Source organism: Mammaliicoccus sp. Dog046 (assembly GCF_034039665.1).
Lineage (GTDB): Bacteria > Bacillota > Bacilli > Staphylococcales > Staphylococcaceae > Mammaliicoccus.
Genome location: NZ_CP120131.1, coordinates 2,216,175 through 2,239,040 on the forward strand (window position 1 = coordinate 2,216,175; position 22,866 = coordinate 2,239,040).

Here is a 22,866-nt window from a genome sequence, read left to right on the forward strand (position 1 = left end):
AATTACACCAAATTTTTTACTATTTTCGCTGGATTTCCAGCAATTACAATATTGCCTTCTTCAAAACTTTTAGTAACAATTGAGCCTGCACCAACTATGGTATTATCCTTTAATTTTACTCCTGGTAAAATAACTGAATTCATACCTATCCAACAATTTTTTCCGATGTGAACGTCCTTACCATCTAAATGCTTTTCAAGATTTTTAAAATCATGATTTGCTGTAATTATTCCTACATTAGGTGCTATATAACTTCCACTACCAATATAAATTTTTGCAGAAAAATTATTGAAATAGGTACCTGGTGATTGAAATATATTAATATCATTATGATCAAATATTATATTTTGAGGTTTATGGATTCGAACACTAATATCTGCTGGCCATGGTAACTTTCTATTAATTCCCAATATTTTAAAAGGCACTGCCTTCCATGCCCATAACCATCCCATGACTTTCTCATTAAAATAATAACCTGTTAAAAATTCTTTTTTGTAGAATAATAGTAGGGGTAAATTTAAAATTCTAAATAATTTAGTTTTCATTATGAATCGAATCATTCTATACCAACACCTTTAATTTTAAATTTTTAATTAGAAATGCAATAAATACAACAGTTCCATATACAACAACGATTGAACTTAGCATGCTTATTATTGGCATTGGATTTCCAAATATATTTGTTGCTACTCTCATATAAACATATGTTCCAATAAAAATGATTTCTAATTTATTAGTACGTTTAACTAAATTTTCTATAATTGTTGATAGTGTAAGATTAAAAATCAAAATTAATGGGAATAACACTGGACCTAAATATATATAGCCATAACCCGCACTTGAGATAAGATGTCCGGTTAATTGTTTATTACCATAAATTAATTTATTAAATAATTGACTTGTGATTAACCCATCTTTATTTACAAACATATTCAATCCTGACGTTGATCGTACTAGATCGTAAAAAAACTCCTTAATATTACCTGTATAATAATTCAAATAATCTATTGATGCTCCCACATTATGTGGTCCATAAAAATAAGATTGTAACTGATCAACAAATTTAATATCCGATACACTTTTACTTGATAAAGCATCACTGTACGAAGCATAGTTAAATATATATAGCTCTTTATATAGAGTCATTAAGAGTAATATTACAACTCCAGAAGATATTATCACCATATTAATTTTAAATTTATGCTTCTTAAATAGAATAGAAGTAATGGCTAATACTGCAATTAATGTATAAAGTTGTACTGTCCTTCTTTCACCTACAATTAAGCATATATTAATCAGACCGATAACTAACGGTATTATCACATAAATGATTTTATTAACTTTTATATACTTTTTATAAAAATGTAAAGAAGTTAATACAAAAATTAGTAGTAATGATAATTGTATGCACATTCTAACCAATATAACTATACTTGACGCATCTTCAGTTCCTCTTCCAGTAGCATTAGTTTTTATAACGAAAAAAGAAACTGTTTCTCTAACACCTGGTATTACTATAAATAATCCCAAGGAAATCAAAATGAATATTAAATAAACGAATTTATTTCCCAGTAAAGTATAATCTGAATACTTTTGATGATTTATAATCCCTTTTTTAAATCTATAAGATGACAAAATCAATAAAAAGATTGTTCCAACTAAATATTCAATACAAATTAATATTGCACCTTTATCAAAATAATCAATTCCTAATGGTAAATTATCAACTATTTTATCATTAAACATTACAATACAGATTGGTATTACAACCAACCTAATGAAACCATATAAATCAAAGATGAATTTAGTAAATTTAATATTAGTATTGTTAATAGAAGAAAGTAGTATTTTGGAAAATAAATAAACTATAGGCAAAATTAGTAATATTAATAGCTCTTGATTTAATAATAAAATCAATAATAAAGATACGAAAGAAACACAAATGGAAAAATAATTAAATAGCTTCATTTTCGAGTACCTTTCTTAGCTTTATATAAAAATCGTTATTAGCATTACTGATTCTAATTAATTCCTTATTCGTTAATGCCTCAATTTTTATTAAATCCAAATTAAAATACCAATCCTCAATCATGTCACCCAATAATTCACCATCATATACATTTATATCTTTCCCCAATCCCAATTCTTCCGCTTTCTTAGATGTGAACGTATTTGCAGAAGTTAGTATAGGTTTATTTAAATATATAGCGTAATATAACCTAATAGAAAGTGCGGTATCTAAGGCTATTTCATTATTACCGTAAACATTATTTAATACATCTGTTTCATTTAATAATTCTGATGTTTTTTCAATTGGAAAACCATCTATAAATTTTGTATTATTAATATTATTTTCTACAGCAAATTTCTTTAATACATCTGATCCTGTGCCAAAGTATTGTAATAAAAACCGATTATCATTTTTTAATGAAAGCATAAATTTTTTATTGACATCATAAAACCGATTATTTCCTATAAAACTTATTCTTATTGGTTTTTCATATCTTATATCATTTTTGTTATTACAATTTTTTAATATTTTTTCATTAAAGCTATAAATGACCTGATACTTTTCTGAATCAGGTAAAAATTTTAAAAATCCTTCTGATGATAATGTTGTTAATAAACTATTATTAATCAATTTTTTCATCCTATTGAAAATAAGTTTATTATTTTCATGAAAATAATCTCTTATATTTAAAATATATCTTTCCTTATAATTTCTAATTAGAAAGTTTTTGAACAAATGACCAGTATATGTTCCCCAAACTATAACAAGATCATATTTATTTTTTTTAATAATAGCTTCTGCAAATGGTTTGAATTTATAATAATTTTTTATTTTTTTTAACTTAGACCAATTTGGATCAATTTTTATAGAATACTTATATTTATTGACCACCTCAATATCTTCATCAATTCCATATTTATCAACATAAATAATATCAACATCATGTTTGGAAGAATCAATATTATCTAAATAATGTGAAATTAGAGTCATGTGCTTAATATTAACTGCACCTAATATACATATTTTCAAATTATTTCCCCCATGTATTTCTATTAATTATCTCCGTATAACTTTGTATAATCTTCACAACTTTTTGAGATACATTTGTGTCTAAGTAATCAATTGCATCTTTCATTGGTTCGTTGTTTTCTTGCATTGCTCTTGCTAATTCAACTGATTGAACAAGATTATCGTATTTGATTCCTCCAACGATGACTGTTCCTTTATCTAATACTTCTGGTCGTTCTGTCGATGTTCTGATTAAAACGCCTGGGAATTTTAACATTGATGATTCTTCTGAAAGTGTTCCACTATCGGATAATACGACAAATGCATTTTTTTGAAGTGCATTATAGTCAAAGAATCCAAATGGTTTTAGTTGTCTTACTAATGGATGAAATTCAAATGATCTTTCTTCGATTTTCTTCCAACTTCTTGGATGTGTTGAATATATAACTGGTAATTGATATTTCTCAGCTATTTCATTAATCGCGTTCATTAAAGAATTAAAGTTATCTTCAATATCAATGTTTTCTTCTCTATGTGCAGATACTAAAATATATTTATTTTTTTCTAAATTTAATGTATCTAATGCTTTACTACCATTTATTTTCTCTTCATATTCTTCTAACACTTCTCGCATCGGAGATCCTGTAACGAAGATGTTTTCTTTTTTAAATCCTTCGTCTAACAAGTATCTTCTACTATGTTCTGTGTATGGTAAGTTCACATCACTTACATGGTCAACGATTTTTCTATTAATTTCTTCAGGGACATTTTGATCAAAGCAACGATTTCCCGCTTCCATATGGAACACAGGTATTTTTAATCTTTTTGCTGATACTGCAGCTAAACAACTGTTTGTATCTCCTAAGATTAATAATGCATCTGGTTGTTCTGCAGCTAGTACTTCATAAGATTTCGCAATGATATTACCCATCGTTTCACCTAAGTCTTTTCCTACCGCTTCAAGAAAATGATTGGGTTCTCTTAATTCTAATTCTTCAAAAAACACTTGATTCAATGTGTAGTCATAGTTTTGACCTGTATGAACGAGTATTTGGTTAAAGTATTTATCACATGCTTTGATCGTTGCAGATAATCTTATAATTTCAGGTCTTGTACCTACAATTGTCATTAATTTTAATTTTTCCATTTTATACCTCCAAGAAATATGTATCTGGATTTTCTGGATCAAACATTTCATTAACCCACATAATCGTTACCATATTTTCAGTTCCTAGATTTTCAATATTATGTGTATATCCTACCGGTATATCAATCACTTCTAATTTTTCTCCTGAAACGTGATACTCAATAATTTCTGATGTATCAGGTTTTCTGAATCGAATTACACCTTCACCTGATACAACTAAGAATTTTTCATTTTTAGTATGGTGCCAATGATTTCCTTTTACGATTCCAGGTTTTGATATATTTACAGATACTTGTCCACGATCTGGTGTTTTCAAAAATTCTGTAAATGACCCTCTGTTATCGACATTCATTTTGAGCGGATAACTAAATTCATCTGTCGGTAAATAACTTAAATATGTACTATACAATGCTTTTTCGAATGGATTATCTAATTTTGGTAATGTTCTATTTTCTCTCGTAGCTTTAAATGATTTTATTAAATCACCTATTTGACCTAAAGTTGCTTTATGAACATTTGATACAGTTGGCTGACCATCGATGATAGTTGGGTTACCGGTAATCGCATTTTTAATTTCAACGATGACATCATCAATGTAGTTTAACGATAATTCAATTTCTCTATCATTAATCTGTATTTCTTTATGATTCGCGATGTTATAACAGAATGTAGCTATAACCGAGTTATAATTTGGTTTACACCATTTCCCAAATAAATTTGGTAATTGATAAATATAAATATTGTTTCCATTTGATTGTGAAAATTTCTTTAGCAGTTTTTCTGCATTGCTTTTACTTTTGCCATAAGGATTTTCAGAGTTTGCTTGTATTGAAGATGATAAAATAATACTCGGATTATTTGGATTTTCTTTAATGATTTCTAACATTTCAGCTAATAATTCCACATTTCCTTCATTAAATTCACTATCATTCTCAGGTCGATTAACACCTGCTAAATGTACGATACAATCAGATGACATCAAGTATTTATTTCTATCTTCAACAGAAGTTTCTCTTGAAACTTCTAATATTTGATAATCTGTTGTTTGCATTAAATCGTATTTCAAATTTTTCCCTACAAATCCATTTGCGCCTGTTATAACAATAGTCTTCATAAATACCTCCTAATTTACTTGGCTTTTATATTTTTCGACTTCATTTTTAACATAATCAAGTGCCATTAATTTTTCTTTAATTTCTGGAATCGTTAATCGATGGGTATTATCAGAATTATATTCATATGCTTCAGTTATTTCTTCCTTACCATCTTCAAAGTAATTTCCGTAATTTAAATCTCTTGAGTCTGCAGGTACTCTGTAATAATCACCCATATCTTCTGCTTGTGCATATTCTTCTCTTGTAAGTAAAGTTTCTGCTTTTTTCTCACCATGACGTGTACCAATAATTTTAATCTCATTATTTGCATCAAATAGTTCTAACAATGCTTGTGCTAAGTCACCTACTGTTGATGCTGGTGCTTTTTGAACCATGATATCTCCTGTTTCAGCATGTTTAAATGCATGTATCACTAATTCAACCGCTTCTTCTAAACTCATTAAATACCTTGTCATTTCTGGGTCTGTCACAGTTAATGGCTCATTATTGAATATTTTTTCAATAAATAAAGGAATGACTGATCCTCTTGAAGCCATAACATTTCCATATCTCGTACCACATATAAGCGTTTGACTTTCATCTACATTTCTTGATTTTGCGACAAATACTTTTTCCATCATTGCCTTTGATATTCCCATAGCATTAATTGGATAAGCTGCTTTATCTGTGGAAAGACAAATTACTTTTTTTACATTTGCTCTAATTGCTGATTGCACAACATTTTCTGTACCTAATATATTCGTTTTTACAGCTTCAATTGGAAAGAATTCACAAGATGGAACTTGTTTTAATGCTGCTGCATGAAAGACAAAGTCGACACCTCTCATTGCACTTTCAACACTTAAAGCGTCTCTTACATCACCTATATAAAATTTCAATTTATCGTTATTATATTTTTTTCTTAAATCATCTTGTTTCTTTTCATCTCGTGAAAATACTCTAATTTCTTTAATATCAGTGTGCAAAAACCTTTTCATAACTGCATTTCCAAACGAACCGGTTCCACCTGTAATTAGTATTGTTTTTCCTTTGAACATTTCCTCACCCATTTATCGTATTTTTAATGTTACATGCGTTGATTTAGTTATTAGTAAACTTGATAATGTTTTCTTTTTTGAAATTATTAAGTAATTCATCGATAACTTCATTTACTTCTCTCATATCAATTTCCTTAACTTTCCCTCTATAAATCTTCTCGTATACTTGCTCTGGATGTATTTCATCCTTATTCAATAATTCTTCAAATAGTTTTTCCCCTGGTCGTATACCACTAAATTCAATACCAATGTCTTCTTCGTTATATCCACTTAATCGAATGAGATTTTTTGCTAAGTCTACAATTTTCACTGGTTTACCCATATCTAATACAAATACTTCTCCACCTGTTGCCAATGCACCTGCTTGTAATACAAGTCTCGATGCTTCTGGTATTGTCATGAAATATCGAGTCATATCTGGATGTGTGACTGTGACTGGTCCACCCGCTTCTATTTGCTTCTTAAATAATGGTATTACTGATCCTCTTGAACCTAATACATTTCCAAATCGTACGGCTACAAAGTCTGTCTTTGACGTTTCATTGTTCATACTTTGAACGACCATTTCTGCGACTCTCTTAGAAGCGCCCATCACGTTTGGTGGATTGACTGCTTTATCTGTTGAAACCATTACAAATTTACTGACTTCTGCTAATTTAGCTGCTTCTGCAGTATTTCTTGTACCAATCACATTATTCTTGATGGCTTCTTGTGGATTGTATTCCATCAATGGAACGTGTTTATGAGCTGCTGCGTGATATACGACATATGGTTTGTACGTTTGCATAATATCTATCATGCGCTGTCTATCTTGAACATCAGCAATTATTGGTATGATTTCAAATTTATCCTTATAAATTCCACTTAATTCTTGATTAATATGATAAATACTATTCTCACCATGGCCGAGTAGTAATATACGATCTGGATTGAATTTACATACTTGTCTACATATTTCTGAGCCAATAGATCCACCAGCACCCGTTACAAGTATCGTTTTATGTGTCAGTTCTTTCGAAATCGAAGCCATGTCTAGTTCTACAGGTTCACGTCCTAGTAAATCTTCGACTTCAACTTTCTTAAGTTGATTCACTTCTAATTCACCAGACATCACATTCTCGATATTTGGCATTTTGAACACTTCAACTTGTGATCTTTCACAAAATCCATTAATTTCTCTTAATCTTTGTTGTGACAATGTTGGTATAGCGATGATAATTTTCTTAATGTTAAATTTCTTCACTAAGTTTGGTATGTCTTTAATATAACCTTGGACTTTAACACCCGAAGTAATGGACATCTTCTGCTTATTTGGATCATCATCTACGACCAATACTGGTTCCATGCCCATGTATGGTGTATTCATCATTTGTCTAATAAGTAAAGAACCTCCACGACCGCCACCTACTACTAAAGTCGCTTTCTTCTTACCTTCTTTACTGATAAATGCTTTTCTATATATTCTCCATGATAGTCTCGAACCACCAATGAGTAACAAATGCATCATCCAAGTGATGAAATAAAGTCTTAAAAATGGTGGGTGCTGAATAATAATAGAAACGATGATTGTTGTTGATATGATTGATCCGGTCACTGCTTTAACAATCAATATTAATTCACTTACACTCGCGTATTCCCATGCCCTATGATACAAATCAAAGATTTGCGCAAATACATGATGTGATATAAGTAAGATTAATGAGGATAACAACAGTAACTTAATCGAATACCCTGCGAAAAATGGTTCTAAGATGTAATATCCTAAAAACACCGATAAAGTAACAATAAGTGAGTCAATGATTAATAACATCATCAGTCTTTGTTTAGTTGATAAATAACTCAATTCTCATTCCCCGATTTCCTTTATTAAAATAGACCAAATCGCTTTTTCTTATATTCCATTGGTCTTTCCGTTGCAATATCTTTGTCTTGAATTAAATTTTCATTATTGTTTAATAATTGTTTAATTTCAGGTTCGTAATGCTTTGTTTTTGAATTGCCAAAAAGCCCATCCATGCTGAAAGGTCTTCTTTCCGAGTGATGTGCGTCCGAGGCAATAAAATGTACTAAATTGTGTTCTAACATTTGAATTGATAATTTTTGTAAGTTCTTCCCATGTGTTCCTATAAGTGATGAAGCTGTTAGTTGACTCAGCGAACCATTGTTGATCAATTCATAAAGTAAATTGATATCTTTCGCAATGGCTTTATTGCGTTCAGGATGCGCAATAATCGGTATGAACCCTCTCGCTTGTATTTCAAACAGAAGATGTTTGGTGTAATGTGGCACTTCATTAGAAGGTAGTTCTATGAGTAAATATTTGGAATGATTCAGTCCACTTAACTTATGTTGATCAATCTCATCTAATATCTTGTCTGTAATTCTAATTTCTTGTCCTGGATACAGGTCAATATTTAAATCTTTAACTTCTTGACGTTGCTTTAATTCCTCAACAGCTTTAGTAACATCAGCAAATGAATTATCATATCTTGGATGCAAATGATGAGGGGTTAATACAATTCCTGTAATCCCTTGGTCATGTGCTTGTTCTATCAATGAAATGAAATCTTCATCTGTTTGTGCCCCATCATCCACACCGACAATTAAATGATTATGAATGTCTATCATAATCATTCTTCTCCGTAATAGTAGTATGAGCTAGATGATTTATCTAATGGTGCTTTATTGAGTACTACACCAAGAATTTTTGTTCCGGCTTTTTCTAATAATGTTTTTCCTTTTTTTACGGAATCTCTATTATTTTTTTCAGCATCAACAACAAAAACGGCATGTTTTGCTAATTCACCAAATAGTTGTGCATCTGTCACTGTATTGACTGGAGGCGTATCAATAATAATAAAGTCATATTCTTTCTTTAATGTTTCAAATATATCTAGCATATTCGATGAACCAATCAATTCAGACGGATTCGGTGGAATAGGTCCAGATGTTAAAACATTTAAATCTGTAATATCCGTACTTTGTACAGTTTCGTTCAAAGTACTTTTATTAATTACTACACTGGATAAGCCTTTAACATTATTTTTTTTGAATATATAATGTTGTGTTGGTTTTCTCATATCTCCATCAATCAATAACGTTTTAAAGCCAGCTTGTGCATACGTAATCGCAATATTGGCTGACATTGTAGATTTACCTGATGAAGGCATATCAGATGTTACTAACAAAGATTGCATATTATTATCTGCAGTCGAGAACAATATGTTTGAACGAATACCTCTGAATTTCTCACTAATTACTGACTTCGGCTTCTCATAAGTAATGAGTTGAGTGATTTTTGTATTTTTCTTTTTAGCCATTTTTTTCACCTCTTCTATTGGTCAAATCTTTGAATAACACCTAATACAGGTAATCCAAGTATTTCTTCAACGTCTTCTTCTGTTTTAATGCGTTTATCTAAGATTTCTTTCAAGAAAATTATGATTAGTGCGACAATTAAGCCTAAAAAAATACCAACCACAGCATTGATAAGTGGTTTAGGTGAGACTTTACTGCCGTTACTGTCTGCTTTAGATAACACTGAGACATTATCGACATTCATAATTTTTTTGACATCTTTTTTAAATACATTAGCAATTTCATTTGCTACTTTACCAGCAGCTTTCTGACTTTCGTTTTCAACAGTAATATTCAATATTTGAGACTCTGTTTGATTGCTGACAGTTAGCATTCCTGAGATTTCTTTACTAGAATATTTACCTTTTAAATTCTTTGATACTTGATCCAATATCCTCGGACTCTTAATAATTTCCGAATATGTATTAACACGTTGTAGATCCGATTGAACTTGTTGCGCCATCATTTGGTTATCTGTTTCTTTTTGATTGACGATGACTTGAGTTGATGATGCATATTTAGGTGTAATTAATAAAAACGTTATCACCATACTCAAAATAAGAAATACAATTGGTAAAATAATTAAAAATTTAATGTTTTTCTTTAAAATTGTAAATAACTTGCTTAAATCAATTGATTCTTCCATAAATTCCTCCAAATACCTCTTTATATTTAATACAATTTGATTATACATTATTTCTTTAGATTTACAATTATATTTATGAAAATTTACAAAAAATTCACTTTTTCTTTTACTCTATCAAAAATAGTACAATTGTTTTATATTTATTCTTAAATTATTTTAAATCGTATTTAGTTTAACTCTTTGAATAAATTATATACCTATAGTATTTAATAGACAAAAATTACTAATAAGGAGATAATTGGTAAATGAATACAAAAATCCCGCTCAACACGTTCTGTGTTGAGCGGGATTCCTACTATTTCAATTCATATTTTCTCTCAAATTCATCTATGACTTTATCTAAATCTTCCACATCTAATGAGAAGTACAACTTCATCTTCGGTTCTGTACCTGATGGTCTTACGGCGATGAAACCTTCTTCGAAGATAAATTTAATTAAATCTGCTTGTGGTAATGTGATTGGTTCTGTTTTTCCACTTGATATTTCGAATTTTTCTTGTGTAATATAATTTTCAATATAAAGTGGGTTTAAATTATCTAATTCTATCGTATCGATCTGTTTAAATCGTGACATGATTTGATTAATCTTGTTTCTGCCTTCTGCACCAGCAAACGTCGGTGACAGTGTTCGATCTTGATATTGACCAAGAATGTTGTATATATCATCCAATACATTTTTAAATGTTTGGCCCTGTTTATCAAGCAACGCTTTGTATTTAATCAATAAAGCCGCTATTTGTATCGCATCTTTATCTCTAGAGAAATCATCTACTAAATAACCGTGACTCTCTTCATATGCCAATACAAGTTGAGACTCACTTGTTTCATATTGTTTCAGTTGTTCTGAAATATACTTAAATCCTGTTAATACATTTACAACATTTATATTTAATGACTCTGCTAACTTCTCACTTAGCGCACCTGTTACAACGGATTTAATCATGTATTTAGATTTATCTACAGGTAATTCATCATTACGAAGTTTCAATAATAATAATCCTATTTCATTACCGTTGAAGTATATAGTCGATCCATCTGCATAGCGTTCGACAATACCAATTCGATCGGCATCTGGATCAGTTGCGATGATGAATTGTGCATCTTCTAGTTCTGCGAGTCTTTTACTTAAATCAAATGTGTCTTCCATTTCTGGATTAGCAATATTCACAGTTGGAAAGTCCCCATCTGGTGTTGATTGTGCTTGTACGACGACATAATTCGTATAAGATAAATCATCAAGTATATCTGACAACAACGGTAAGCTTGTCCCGTGTAAACTTGTTAGGACAGTCTTATGATTATTCAAGTGAATATCTCCAACTAATTGTTTCACTGAATCTTTATACGCTTCAGTTACTGTCTGAGGAAATGGTTGTATCATATTATCTTCAATTAGTTCTTCATATAACTTTGTTTCGATATTTAATGGGTTTTCGACACGCTCAATATACTCACTTAATTCTAATGAGGGTGCAGTCAACAATTGTCCACCATCTGGACCATATACTTTAATACCATTATAGTTTTTAGGATTATGACTTGCTGTAATCATAATTCCTGCTGATGTATCAAGGTGTCTCACTGCGAATGATAATTCTGGCGTTGATTTATATGATTCAGGCAATATCACCTTAACACCATTAGTGCCTAGAACTTTTGCTATTTCTACAGCAAATTCTTTAGAAAGATGTCTTGTATCATAATGAATCAAAACATTTACATCTTCACTATCTTTTCTTAAATATTTCGCAAATCCTAGAGCGAATTTTTGAATCGTAAATTTATTTAATCGTCCCGGTCCTATACCAAACGTACTTCTTATACCTGCTGTTCCAAAGGACAATTCATCCGTGAATCCTTCTTCAATTTCATTCTCAGATTGAATTTTATAAAATTTTTCGACTAAGCTATCAGAAACTTTACTTTCCCATTGTGTTCTCAAAGTTCTATCTCCTTTGCTTAAATATCTAATGATTGAATATAGCTTTTAATTTCTTCACGCATTTCTTCATCTTTCAATGCATATTCAATCGTTGTTTTTACAAATCCGATTTTTTCTCCAACATCATAGCGTTGACCTTCAAAGTCATAAGCATATACTTTGTCATCTTTATTTAAACGTTCAATCGCATCTGTTAATTGAATTTCTCCACCGCTTCCTTCTGTTTGTGTTTCTAAATAATCAAAGATTTGAGGTGAAAGTACATATCTTCCCATGATCGCAAGATTTGAAGGTGCTGTGCCTTTAGCTGGTTTCTCAACAAATTTTTCTACTTCATATAAACGATTATCTTGTGATTGTGGCGCGATAATACCATATCGATGTGTTTCTGTTTCAGGTACTGTTTGTACGCCAATTACAGATTTCTCGGTTTCTTCGTATTTATCCATTAGTTGTTTTATCGCTGGATTATCAGATTCTACAATGTCATCTCCTAATAGTACCGCAAATGGTTCGTCACCAATAAATTGCTTCGCTGTATAAATCGCATGACCTAAACCTTTTTGTTCTTTTTGACGAACATAGAAGATATTCGCTAAATTTGTTGAATATTGTACTTTATCTAGTAATTCCAATTTCCCTTTTTCAAATAAAGTTGTTTCAAGTTCTTTTTGAATATCGAAATGGTCTTCAATCGCGCGTTTATGTTTACCTGTCACGATGATAATATCTTCAATTCCTGCACGTGCCGCTTCTTCTACAATATATTGTATTGTTGGTTTATCTAATATAGGTAACATTTCTTTCGGCATTGCTTTTGTTGCTGGTAAGAAACGTGTACCTAATCCTGCTGCGGGTATAATTGCTTTTTTAATCGTCATTTTAAAACATCCTTTCATCGTTAACCTTTACTTTGAAAAAGACTCAACACTTATCTATGTTATTTTATTTCATTTATATTTTTTCAACGTCATTAATCATTCTTATGTAAAATATATATCCATTCGTAATTTTATCATAATTCGCTATAAAACTAACGCCATATGTGAAAACTGATGACTACTCTATATTTTGTATAGGAGTTAATCTAAAAAAAGAGAAATTCTCTAAATTTCACGAGATTATCTCTTTTAATCGTACGATTTATATTTAAATTGTTTTGTGCGTATTCATCATTGGTTTGTTACGTGATATTTTGTTAGTTACCTTTTCATTAATAAATAGATAAAGATTAAATAGTAACAACACCCAGAATGCACTAAATGTAACGCCTCCAACTACATCTGATAAATAATGTGCGTTAAAGTATAAACGACTAACCAATATGCTAATCCAAATAATCAATGTGGCATAACGAATCGTTAATCTTAATGAGGTCTTTTTTATATTAATAATTAATAATAATACAATCATAACGAGCATTGTACTTGCAAGTGAATGACCACTCGGAAATGAAAATCCACTATCTAAAGCAAGGTGATTAACTGGGCGTTCACGATGTACCATATGCTTCATTATTATACCTAGTATGCCCCCAAACCCAACTGTGGACATCATCCATACGCTCAACAAATACTGCTTTCTTATGAAATAATAAATAGCGATAAATATTGTAATTACGATAATTGTTGGAATGTCGCAATATCGCGCAAATATTGTGAAATACCCTGTCAGCCATCCACTATGAAAATTCATTACAGGAGATCCTGAATGATTTAGAAACCAATCATGCGCCGCTGTATCAATCACTTTCAATAATGGTGAATGAATTAAAATACTCATTAATATAAATAAAAATAAGACGAGGGATATGCTTAATGTCACATTGATAAATTTGTGATTGTTGCTTGATATATTCATATAAATTCTCCTAATTATAAAATGGGATCGAGACTAAAATCTCCTTATTCCTCAGAGATTCCAAAGCCCCGTCCCAGTAAAGTTACTATAAAATATTTTTGATTTTAATGTATTGGATCTATCTTTCTTTCTGCTTCCTGTGGTTCATCTAGATGGTCTATTTTCGTCTTCGATAGATAAATAATATTACCTAAGATTGCAACTAGGAATATGATGCTCGTAATCGTTGTTCCTAGTCCTAAACCGCCATGTGATTGTGGTTGTGACAATAAATCACCTAACGATGCGCCAAGTGGTCTTGTTAAAATATAACCAATCCAGAAAGCAAGGATACTATTGATACCTACAAGTTTATAAGCAAAGTAAACAGCGATAATGATTAATGAAACTACAATTCCTGTATTTAAATATCCAAATCCTAATTCTTCAGAATATAGATCCCCAACTGCCGTACCTAAAGCAAAAGTGAATAAAATCGTGATCCAATAGAATATTTCTCTTTTTACTGTATAGATAGAGTGAATGGATAGTGTTTTTTCATTGATATACCAAACAATAAACGTAATTGCTAATAAAATTGAAAACAGCACTGTACTCACGATGAGTGGTACACCTAAATTATCCGTTAAATTATCTGTAACAAGTGTCCCGAATACGCTAAGCAGTACAACCGTCAACCAATAAATCCCTGGACTATATTTATTAGATTTAAATTGGAAATATAACGAAACTGCTAACGCAACGCCCATTATAATTGTTGTTACGGTCAATCCTAATCCAAATTTAACGTTTATAAAATCCGCAAATGTTTCTCCTACCGTTGTACATAATATTTTAATTATCCAAAAGAAAATCGTAATTTGAGGTACTTTATTTAATAATGTCTTCGAAAACTGTTCTTCTCTAATCATTATTTCAACTCCTTTGTTTTATTTAAGTTCAATATAAAGTACAAAACTGAAATGAAACTGAAAAAAACACGATTTATCTTATAAATTTAAGATAAATCGTGTTTTTTTATTTGGCGAAGATTCGACCGATATCGTGCCATTCACTTCAGAGACGATGCTTTTAAGTATGTGCAAACCAATACCAGAACCATCCTCTTCTTTATTTACTTTATAATATCTATCAAATATTTTATTAAGTTGATCTTGTTGAATACCTTTGCCATTATCTTCAACATCGACTTTTAATCCTTTTTTCGTTTTTCTGGCGCTAATTCTCAATTGAATATTGCTTTCATTATGTTTAATCGCATTATCAACTAATATTGTAATCATTTGTGTGAAGATTACTGAATCTATATTATATAAAATTCCATCTTTATAATCTTTTTGGATTCGAATATCATTCAAACCATTTTGTTGCTCAATAACGTCGTCTAGCAATTGCGAAATATCAATTGTACTTGTCGTCTGTTTATTTATTTCTATGTTTAAAGTTTTTACAATTAGCGACTGTGCATATGATATTTCCGATTTCATTTTCTTTAAGGAGTTTCGACTTTGTTCAGTCAAACTGTTTCCTTCTAGTGCATTGATATAATCAATACCTAATGATAATGATGCTATTGGTGTCTTCAATTCATGAGATGCATTTTGAATAAATTCCTTATGTTGAACTAACATAGCCTCGTATGCTCTCACTGGTTTAATAGCGATATAATATGCAGCGCCAACAATAAGTATAACCGTCACAATAAACAGTAACACTAATAAATTATTAAGTAATTGCTTTGTCTCTTCATAATCTGTGATATTAGTGAAACTATATAGTTTTGACCCATCCGTCATTTTCCCATAATTAATGTGATAGACTTCCGAATCGTATTTCCAATTGAAGTTTTTATCTTTGTTTTTAACAATTTGTGCGTACAAAGTCTTTTGCGAAGCATCCGTTTTATTTTGCATAATCTTATTATCTTTTAAAGTGAAATAAAGTGTACCTTTATTGATGATTTCACCTTCATTCAACGATGCTTTTAAACTAGAAAGCTCTTTAGTTGATGATTCCTTAATCTCACTATTCACTTGCCAATTAAAAATAATCGTCAAACATACATAGATAAATAACATGATGACTGATAATAAAATAACATACCTTATAAATACATTTTTAAAATCATACGTCTTCATTTTTTCACATCCAATTTGTAACCAATACCACGAATACTTTTAACTTCCAGGTCAGTATTGTTACTTTGAAGTTTCTTTTTCAGTAATCGAACAAGTGCATCGATATTATTATCGCCAACAATTTGATCCGATGACCATATTTTCGCTAACATCATATCTCTTGAAACAGTATGATTTAAGAATAACAATTCAAGTAACGTATATTCTTTCCTAGTTAAATCTATTAAAGTACCATTAACCGAAAATTGATGATTAACAAAATCATATGTTACATTGCCAATTGATTTTTGATTTTGATATGCAGATTGATAACGTTTCGTAACAGCAATCATCCTTGCCTCTAGTTCTTCTATTTCAAACGGCTTAGTTAAATAATCATCTGCACCAGACATTAATCCCTCTACTTTATCATCAAGTTCAGATTTGGCCGTCAGCATAATAATAGGTACATGTACTTTCTTATTTCGCAACATTTGTATAATTTCGATCCCAGAGCATGAAGGTAACATCCAATCTACGAGTACTATATCGTATCCACTATGTGCAAAATACAAATCAACATCTATTCCATCTTGTAACCACTCAACAGAATATTGTTTCAACTCCAATATATCTTTTAAGAAACCACCTAACGTCTCATTATCTTCAATAAGTAGAACTTTCATCGTTTCACCTCTTAATGGATATTATAATTCTCTTGATTTTAAATTGCACATTTTAGGTTGATTGTGGTGGTATCAGTTGGTGAATATGTGATGTGGGATGGTCTCTTGGATTAACTTCGGCATTAACTCCCGACTTTGAACTTCTCTTGGATTAACTTCGGCATTAACTCACGACTTTGGCATTCTCGTCGCTTAATTGCAGAGTTAACCTACGACTTTGATCATCTCGTCGCTTAATTCGAGAGTTAATCTACGACTTTGATCATCTCGTCGCTTAATTCGAGAGTTAATCTACGACTTTGACCATCTCGTCGCTTAATTGCAGAGTTAATCTACGACTTTACTCATCTCGTCGCTTAATTCATAAGTTAATCTACGACTTTACTCATCCTTCCCTTCTCTCACATTAAAAATCAGCCTACATTGTCCGAGATACAATGTAGGCTGACGTCGTTATTAAATCTATTTATTCTACTTGATGATTTGATAAGCATTTATAAATGATGGATTCTACTGTTTCTTGTATCGCTGCTTTACTTGGTGTCAATATTTGTTGGGGATTAAACATTTCTTGGTTATCTGTCAGTGTCTGTCTCAATTGTTGACTCCATGCGATATTAATTTCTGTATTAAAATTAATTTTGGCATGTCCAAGTTTAATTGCTTTTACTAAATCTTCATCTGAAATTCCTGATGCGCCATGCAATACTAGGGGGATATTAATGGCATCTTGAATTTCTTGCATTTCATCAAATCCTAAATTGGGCTCTCCTTGATATTTACCATGTACAGATCCAAGTGCTGGGGCAAGTGTATCTAAATTCGCTTCTTCTGCAAGTCTAATACAATCTTCTAAACGTGCATATTGTACATTCCCAATGACACCATCTTCATTACCACCAATAGCACCAACTTCACCTTCAACAATAACTTGATGTTTATGTGCATACTCCACAATTTCTTTTGTCTGTGCAATATTTTCTTCAATAGGGAGTTTCGAACCATCAAACATGACTGAATCATATCCAGCATCTACTGCTTGCTTACATCCTTCTACTGTTAATCCATGGTCAAGATGAATAATCACTGGAACTGTTATATCCATTGATGCGACTTTATTTTTGATTGTTTTACAGATGAAATCATAACCGCCAAGAAACTCAATAACTTTGTCTGTCGTTCCTAAAATAATTGGGGAACGTGTTTTTTCTGCTGCTTTCAAAATACATTCTATCCATATTAATCCATTAACATTAATTTGAGGAATGGCGTAATGTGATTGTTTCGCTTCTTGTATAAATGTATTCATTAATTAACGTTCCACCTTTCTTTGTCTTTATAGTGTTTTTGAATGGCCAGTTACGAGTGATTTTGGTTCATTTGCTAATAATGATTCTTTACATTTCATTGCTATTTCTTGTGCTTTATAACCGTCTTCAATCGAACATAATACATCTGTATCATTTAATATCGCATCAATAAATCCGTCTACTTCAACTTTATAAGCTTCACTATATCTTTCTAAGAAGAAATACGGTGGATTATCTTTAGAAATACCTTCTGCACGATGATAGTTCAATGTGGATGCTTGTTCATTACCAATATCAATTGCGCCATTATCTCCTAACACTTCAACGCGTTGGTCATATCCATATACACTTCTTCTGCAATTTTCAATAACTGCCATTGAGCCATTTTCAAATTTAAGTGTTACTAACGCTGTATCTATATCATCATATTTCGCTATTTCTGGATCTACCAATGCACCTCCAGTAGCATACACTTCAGTTATTTCAGATTGCATTAAGTATCTCGCCATATCAAAGTCATGGATCATCATATCCATAAATAGACCACCTGATCGTTTAATATATTCAATTGGTGGTGGCTCTGGATCTCTAGAAGTAATCCTCAATGTTTGAATATTTCCAAGTTCACCATTATTTAAAATGTTTTGAAGCTGTTTAAAGTTTCTATCAAATCGTCTATTAAAGCCCATTTGTAATTTAACGTTTGCTTGTTGAACCGCTTCTAATGCTTCTTTCGCTTCATCTAAAGATAAACTAATCGGCTTCTCACAGAATATGTGCTTACCTTTTTCACATGCTGCTTTAATAATATCCACATGTGTATCAGTTGGAGAACAAATCACAACAACATCAACTTCTGGATCATTAATAATATCCATATGATCTTTCGTTTTATTTTCTATACCTGCTTGTTCAATCCAGTCTGTCAGTTTGTCACAATATAAATCTGAAATCCATTTAATCCTAACGTCTTTATGTGTTCTTAAATAATTGATATGCAACTGACCAATTCTTCCTGCGCCTACCACGCCAAATGTAAGTGTCATAATTTTTTCCTCCTATGCTAATCCAAGTGGTGAGAATAAGATATACGTGAATATAACAACACAAATGATAATTACACCGACTAAATATCTATGTTTCCAAGGCGTAATATCTACCTTTGCGTAATTCACATTGAAATCAAACTCATCAGATGGTTTCCATTTATTGAATAACAATACTACGAGTAAATCGATAAAGAACAACACACTCAATACATATAAGAAGTGTATTTCTGTAATTAATACTTTTGAAAGCGCATACAAAATAATGTGTAAAATAAACATCACTTTAGCGCCAAGCTGTGATGTACGTTTAACGAAAAATCCTACCAGTACAAGTACTAATAGCGGCATATTATAAATACCATTAAATTCTTGCACGACTGCGTATAAACCTTGTGGAAATAGTGAAATCATTGGTGCAATAATAACAACAATTACACCGACTACAATCGTAATAATTCTACCAACACGAGAAACTTGTTTATTAGAAGCTTCTTTATTAATTACTGATTTATAGAAGTCTAACGAGAACAACGTTGCGGTACTATTTAAAGATCCAACAAATGAACTAAGTATCGCACCAAATATAACTGCACCGAATAGACCATAAGCCCATCCAGGTAAAACCTCATTTACTAACATCGGATATGCATTATCAGGATTCGTTACTTTATCCCCTAACATATTGAAAGCTAATACACCTGGGAATACTAAGAACAATGCACCAAATATCTTAAATACACCTACATACATCGCACCTTTTTGGGCTTCTTTAAGATTTTTACCTGCAAGTGCTTTTTGAACGATCATCTGATTTGTACACCAGAAGAATAAGTTATTAAAGAACATACCGAAGAATAACGTTGGCCAAGGTACGATTTTCGAATCGATTGCACCAAGTGAATTCAGTTTTTCTGGTGTATTCTGAACAACTTTATCGAAACCTTTCAATAAACTGCCATCTCCAAACAGTATTAATCCTAAAACAGGTATAGCTAATCCACCTACAATTAATCCAACTCCATAAATTGAGTCACTGTGGGCACTTAACGATAATCCGCCAATAAACAAGTAAATGATACCTACAATACCAATTCCTGTAGATATAACAATTACTGCAGTCATGTCACTGATGTTTAACAATTCACTTACATTGAATATCTTATTAAATACAAGTGCACCTGAATAAAGTACAACCGGTAAGAAAGATACAACATATGTAAAGATAAACAACAGCGATACGAGTCTTTTAGTAAATGTATCAAATCTCATTTCTATAAAATCAGAAATCGTATCTACACCATATCTAAAGTATCTGGGTAAAAATACGAGCGCCAAGATAACGATCGCAACTGCCGAAGTTACTTCCCAAGCCATCACTTCCATACCAGCCATGAAACTCTGACCATTCTGACCGACGATTTGTTCAGTAGAAAGATTCGTCATAATAATTGTTGAAGCGATTGTAAATCCTGTTAAACTTCTTCCACCCATAAAGAATCCATCAGAATTTTGTGTATCAATCTTCCTGCTTCGTAAGTAAGCATATAAACCTACACAAAATATTACTAATACAAATGAAATTGCCGCAAACATACTCATGATAACCCTCTCCCTTTAGAAGCATTTCAACTCCTACACCTTTGTGTTTATTTATTTTTATTGATATTGTGCAATATAATCTTTTGCTTTTTTAGCATATATAAATGGATTGGCAACTGCTGGATCTTGTTCAGCTTCAACAACAACCCATCCGCTATAATTCGATTGATAAATTAAGTCTAATATCGGTTTAAAATCTATAACGCCGTCACCTGGTACTGTAAACATCCCTTGTCTTACCCCATCTAAGAAACATTTACATTCTTTATCGACAGCTTCTTTCACATCTGGTCTAACATCTTTAAAATGTATGTGCTTAATTCTATCTTCATGTCGATTAAATATATCTATCGGATCTTCTCCAGATAGCACTAGGTGTCCAGTATCATATAAGAGAGAAACTTTATCTTTATTCGTTCTTTCCATAAGTTCATCGATTTCTTTCGTCGTTTGAATACCTGTCCCCATGTGATGGTGGTACACGATTTTCATATCTTTTTCTTGTGCTAAAGTTCCTAACTTCTCCAATCCTTCAACAAGTAATTGCCACTCTTTATCGGTAAATACAGGTTTTTCTTTAAATAAAGCTTTTTTCAAATCACCTTGTATACTATTACCTTGTTCTGAAACGACAATGACTTTCGCGCCGAGTGCATGTAAGAAATCTCTATGTTTGATAAATGCAGCTTCAGTCACTTCATACGGTTCTGAAGTTAAATACAAACTCAACCAAGCACTCGCTACGGACAATCCTCTAGGTTCCAAAAATGATTTCAATACATCTGGATCTTTCGGATATTTATTACCAATTTCAGTGCCTTCGTAACCAGAAAGCGCCATTTCACTAATACATTGTTCAAATGAATTTTCATGTCCTAATTCAGGCATATCATCATTTGTCCATGCAATTGGTGCACAAGCAAATCGTATATCTTTAGTCATTTCATTCACCTCATAACTTAATTATTTTTTTTTGTTCAAAAGATTTTTGCATAGCAATTGCAACTTCTGTACTCTTCAATCCGTCAACGCCAGTGACCGTTGATGCTTCTTTTTCATTTATAGCATTTACAAAAGCATTTAATTCATTAATAAATGCTGCTTTAAAACGTTCTGGAAAATGACTTGAAGTCGGTCTTACTACACCATTTTTGTCATATAAAGTGACTAAATTTTTCTCCGGTGCATTACCGATTCTTATCATTCCTTCAGTACCAATAATTTCTGTTTCAACATGATAACCGTGTTGCGCATTTCTTCCAGCTAATAAATAAGCTATTGTGCCATCTTCTAATTCAGCTAAACAAGCGCCTGTTTCAAGTTCATCACATTCAGATAGTTCTGGTGCCGCTATATTATTTCCTAGGGAATAAACAGTCTTAAACTCTGAACCTGTAAACCAACGTATAAGATCGATATCATGAATAGACATGTCTAAAAAGATGCCACCACTCGCACTGCTTTTCGCAAAATTTATAAAGCTATTTAATCCTGTACTAGGATCTATGCCATAACATCTCATCGTTGTGATTTTTCCTAAATCTCCATTTTGTATGGATTCTTTAGCAAACTGATAGGACTCATCAAACCTTCGCATAAATCCTAATTGGAGTACTTTATCTTGGTTGTCATTAATGTTTTCAACAACTTGTTGAATGTCTTCTAAATCAAGACCAATTGGTTTCTCTGAGAAGACATGAAGACCTTTTTCTAATGCTTGAGTGATTTGAACTGAATGAAATCCACTTGGAGAAGCGATAACGACAGCATCTAAATCAGTGTCCTCAATCATTTCAGAATAAGATGTATAGCACTTTTCGACGCCTAATGATTCTTTTGCGTATACCAACTCTTCTTCAACCACACTCGTTACAGCATATAATTCTGCATTTTTGACATGGTTCACAATGTTTCCAGCATGTACTTTTCCAAGTCTACCTAATCCAACTTGACCAATTTTTATTTGTGACATGAGCTTGGCC

At 31.5% G+C, this 22,866-nt stretch carries 21 protein-coding genes; all 21 read right to left on the bottom strand.

What is annotated here, in order from left to right; genetic code table 11:
• Positions 1–2 precede the first annotated feature (2 nt).
• The 21 genes from P3U32_RS11015 to iolG (P3U32_RS11115) all read right to left on the bottom strand — a co-directional run bounded on the left by P3U32_RS11015 (position 3) and on the right by iolG (P3U32_RS11115) (position 22,856).
• Positions 3–545: an acyltransferase gene (locus tag P3U32_RS11015; protein ID WP_416361225.1), complete on the bottom strand. Its 543-nt coding sequence runs from the start codon at positions 543–545 to the stop codon at positions 3–5.
• A gap of 16 nt (positions 546–561) precedes the next feature.
• Entirely contained in the window at positions 562–1,968 is a 1,407-nt protein-coding gene (locus tag P3U32_RS11020; RefSeq protein ID WP_323703207.1) for a capsular biosynthesis protein, read from the bottom strand.
• A complete protein-coding gene (locus tag P3U32_RS11025; RefSeq protein WP_323703209.1) occupies positions 1,955–3,040 on the bottom strand; it encodes a glycosyltransferase family protein in 1,086 nt (361 codons plus the stop codon). Before P3U32_RS11025 ends, P3U32_RS11020 begins: the two co-directional genes overlap by 14 nt.
• A gap of 1 nt (position 3,041) precedes the next feature.
• Positions 3,042–4,166 (bottom strand): non-hydrolyzing UDP-N-acetylglucosamine 2-epimerase, encoded by a 1,125-nt coding sequence (gene wecB, locus P3U32_RS11030; RefSeq protein ID WP_323703211.1) that lies wholly within the window; start codon positions 4,164–4,166, stop codon positions 3,042–3,044.
• A gap of 1 nt (position 4,167) precedes the next feature.
• Complete coding sequence (locus P3U32_RS11035) at positions 4,168–5,280, bottom strand: polysaccharide biosynthesis C-terminal domain-containing protein (RefSeq protein WP_323703213.1); 1,113 nt, start codon at positions 5,278–5,280, stop codon at positions 4,168–4,170.
• A 9-nt stretch (positions 5,281–5,289) separates the two neighbouring features.
• Positions 5,290–6,318 carry a nucleoside-diphosphate sugar epimerase/dehydratase gene (locus P3U32_RS11040; RefSeq protein WP_323703214.1) on the bottom strand — a complete coding sequence of 343 codons (1,029 nt, stop codon included), beginning with the start codon at positions 6,316–6,318 and terminating at the stop codon, positions 5,290–5,292.
• Positions 6,319–6,361: 43 nt separating this feature from the next.
• A complete protein-coding gene (locus P3U32_RS11045) occupies positions 6,362–8,131 on the bottom strand; it encodes a polysaccharide biosynthesis protein (protein WP_416361250.1) in 1,770 nt (589 codons plus the stop codon).
• 53 nt (positions 8,132–8,184) lie between these two features.
• Entirely contained in the window at positions 8,185–8,946 is a 762-nt protein-coding gene (locus tag P3U32_RS11050) for a tyrosine-protein phosphatase (RefSeq protein ID WP_323703217.1), read from the bottom strand.
• 2 nt (positions 8,947–8,948) lie between these two features.
• On the bottom strand, positions 8,949–9,638 hold the full coding sequence (locus P3U32_RS11055) for a polysaccharide biosynthesis tyrosine autokinase (RefSeq protein WP_323703218.1): 690 nt from the start codon (positions 9,636–9,638) through the stop codon (positions 8,949–8,951).
• A gap of 14 nt (positions 9,639–9,652) precedes the next feature.
• On the bottom strand, positions 9,653–10,321 hold the full coding sequence (locus tag P3U32_RS11060; RefSeq protein WP_323703219.1) for a Wzz/FepE/Etk N-terminal domain-containing protein: 669 nt from the start codon (positions 10,319–10,321) through the stop codon (positions 9,653–9,655).
• Positions 10,322–10,616: 295 nt separating this feature from the next.
• Positions 10,617–12,263, bottom strand: a complete 1,647-nt coding sequence (locus P3U32_RS11065; RefSeq protein ID WP_323703220.1) for a phospho-sugar mutase — start codon at positions 12,261–12,263, stop codon at positions 10,617–10,619.
• Positions 12,264–12,280: 17 nt separating this feature from the next.
• The gene (gene galU, locus P3U32_RS11070; RefSeq protein WP_323703221.1) at positions 12,281–13,144 is read right to left on the bottom strand and encodes a UTP--glucose-1-phosphate uridylyltransferase GalU; all 864 of its coding nucleotides are present in this window, start codon (positions 13,142–13,144) and stop codon (positions 12,281–12,283) included.
• 268 nt (positions 13,145–13,412) lie between these two features.
• Positions 13,413–14,123, bottom strand: a complete 711-nt coding sequence (locus tag P3U32_RS11075) for a phosphatase PAP2 family protein (protein WP_323703223.1) — start codon at positions 14,121–14,123, stop codon at positions 13,413–13,415.
• Between the two features lie 104 nt (positions 14,124–14,227).
• Positions 14,228–15,034 carry a COG4705 family protein gene (locus P3U32_RS11080; RefSeq protein ID WP_323703224.1) on the bottom strand — a complete coding sequence of 269 codons (807 nt, stop codon included), beginning with the start codon at positions 15,032–15,034 and terminating at the stop codon, positions 14,228–14,230.
• A gap of 78 nt (positions 15,035–15,112) precedes the next feature.
• Positions 15,113–16,261: a sensor histidine kinase gene (locus P3U32_RS11085; RefSeq protein ID WP_323703226.1), complete on the bottom strand. Its 1,149-nt coding sequence runs from the start codon at positions 16,259–16,261 to the stop codon at positions 15,113–15,115.
• Positions 16,258–16,926, bottom strand: coding sequence for a response regulator transcription factor (locus P3U32_RS11090; protein WP_323703227.1), 669 nt, complete (start codon positions 16,924–16,926; stop codon positions 16,258–16,260). Before P3U32_RS11090 ends, P3U32_RS11085 begins: the two co-directional genes overlap by 4 nt.
• Before the next feature lie 466 nt (positions 16,927–17,392).
• The gene (locus P3U32_RS11095) at positions 17,393–18,235 is read right to left on the bottom strand and encodes a class II fructose-bisphosphate aldolase (RefSeq protein ID WP_323703228.1); all 843 of its coding nucleotides are present in this window, start codon (positions 18,233–18,235) and stop codon (positions 17,393–17,395) included.
• Between the two features lie 27 nt (positions 18,236–18,262).
• A complete protein-coding gene (iolG, locus tag P3U32_RS11100; RefSeq protein ID WP_323704882.1) occupies positions 18,263–19,285 on the bottom strand; it encodes an inositol 2-dehydrogenase in 1,023 nt (340 codons plus the stop codon).
• A 9-nt stretch (positions 19,286–19,294) separates the two neighbouring features.
• A complete protein-coding gene (locus P3U32_RS11105) occupies positions 19,295–20,884 on the bottom strand; it encodes a solute:sodium symporter family transporter (RefSeq protein ID WP_323703230.1) in 1,590 nt (529 codons plus the stop codon).
• Between the two features lie 57 nt (positions 20,885–20,941).
• Positions 20,942–21,826, bottom strand: a complete 885-nt coding sequence (iolE, locus tag P3U32_RS11110) for a myo-inosose-2 dehydratase (protein WP_323703232.1) — start codon at positions 21,824–21,826, stop codon at positions 20,942–20,944.
• A 10-nt stretch (positions 21,827–21,836) separates the two neighbouring features.
• Entirely contained in the window at positions 21,837–22,856 is a 1,020-nt protein-coding gene (iolG, locus tag P3U32_RS11115; protein ID WP_323703234.1) for an inositol 2-dehydrogenase, read from the bottom strand.
• Between the last annotated feature and the right edge of the window lie 10 nt (positions 22,857–22,866).

Excerpts from the sequence above, each read along its gene's own strand:
- P3U32_RS11015 (WP_416361225.1), bottom strand. The coding sequence starts at position 545 with ATGAAAACTAAATTATTTAGAATTTTAAATTTACCCCTACTATTATTC.
- P3U32_RS11020 (WP_323703207.1), bottom strand. The coding sequence starts at position 1,968 with ATGAAGCTATTTAATTATTTTTCCATTTGTGTTTCTTTCGTATCTTTA.
- wecB (WP_323703211.1), bottom strand. The coding sequence starts at position 4,166 with ATGGAAAAATTAAAATTAATGACAATTGTAGGTACAAGACCTGAAATT.
- P3U32_RS11035 (WP_323703213.1), bottom strand. The coding sequence starts at position 5,280 with ATGAAGACTATTGTTATAACAGGCGCAAATGGATTTGTAGGGAAAAAT.
- P3U32_RS11040 (WP_323703214.1), bottom strand. The coding sequence starts at position 6,318 with ATGTTCAAAGGAAAAACAATACTAATTACAGGTGGAACCGGTTCGTTT.
- P3U32_RS11045 (WP_416361250.1), bottom strand. The coding sequence starts at position 8,131 with ATGATGTTATTAATCATTGACTCACTTATTGTTACTTTATCGGTGTTT.
- P3U32_RS11050 (WP_323703217.1), bottom strand. The coding sequence starts at position 8,946 with ATGATAGACATTCATAATCATTTAATTGTCGGTGTGGATGATGGGGCA.
- P3U32_RS11055 (WP_323703218.1), bottom strand. The coding sequence starts at position 9,638 with ATGGCTAAAAAGAAAAATACAAAAATCACTCAACTCATTACTTATGAG.
- P3U32_RS11060 (WP_323703219.1), bottom strand. The coding sequence starts at position 10,321 with ATGGAAGAATCAATTGATTTAAGCAAGTTATTTACAATTTTAAAGAAA.
- galU (WP_323703221.1), bottom strand. The coding sequence starts at position 13,144 with ATGACGATTAAAAAAGCAATTATACCCGCAGCAGGATTAGGTACACGT.
- P3U32_RS11075 (WP_323703223.1), bottom strand. The coding sequence starts at position 14,123 with ATGAATATATCAAGCAACAATCACAAATTTATCAATGTGACATTAAGC.
- P3U32_RS11080 (WP_323703224.1), bottom strand. The coding sequence starts at position 15,034 with ATGATTAGAGAAGAACAGTTTTCGAAGACATTATTAAATAAAGTACCT.
- P3U32_RS11085 (WP_323703226.1), bottom strand. The coding sequence starts at position 16,261 with ATGAAGACGTATGATTTTAAAAATGTATTTATAAGGTATGTTATTTTA.
- P3U32_RS11090 (WP_323703227.1), bottom strand. The coding sequence starts at position 16,926 with ATGAAAGTTCTACTTATTGAAGATAATGAGACGTTAGGTGGTTTCTTA.
- P3U32_RS11095 (WP_323703228.1), bottom strand. The coding sequence starts at position 18,235 with ATGAATACATTTATACAAGAAGCGAAACAATCACATTACGCCATTCCT.
- P3U32_RS11105 (WP_323703230.1), bottom strand. The coding sequence starts at position 20,884 with ATGAGTATGTTTGCGGCAATTTCATTTGTATTAGTAATATTTTGTGTA.
- iolE (WP_323703232.1), bottom strand. The coding sequence starts at position 21,826 with ATGACTAAAGATATACGATTTGCTTGTGCACCAATTGCATGGACAAAT.
- iolG (WP_323703234.1), bottom strand. The coding sequence starts at position 22,856 with ATGTCACAAATAAAAATTGGTCAAGTTGGATTAGGTAGACTTGGAAAA.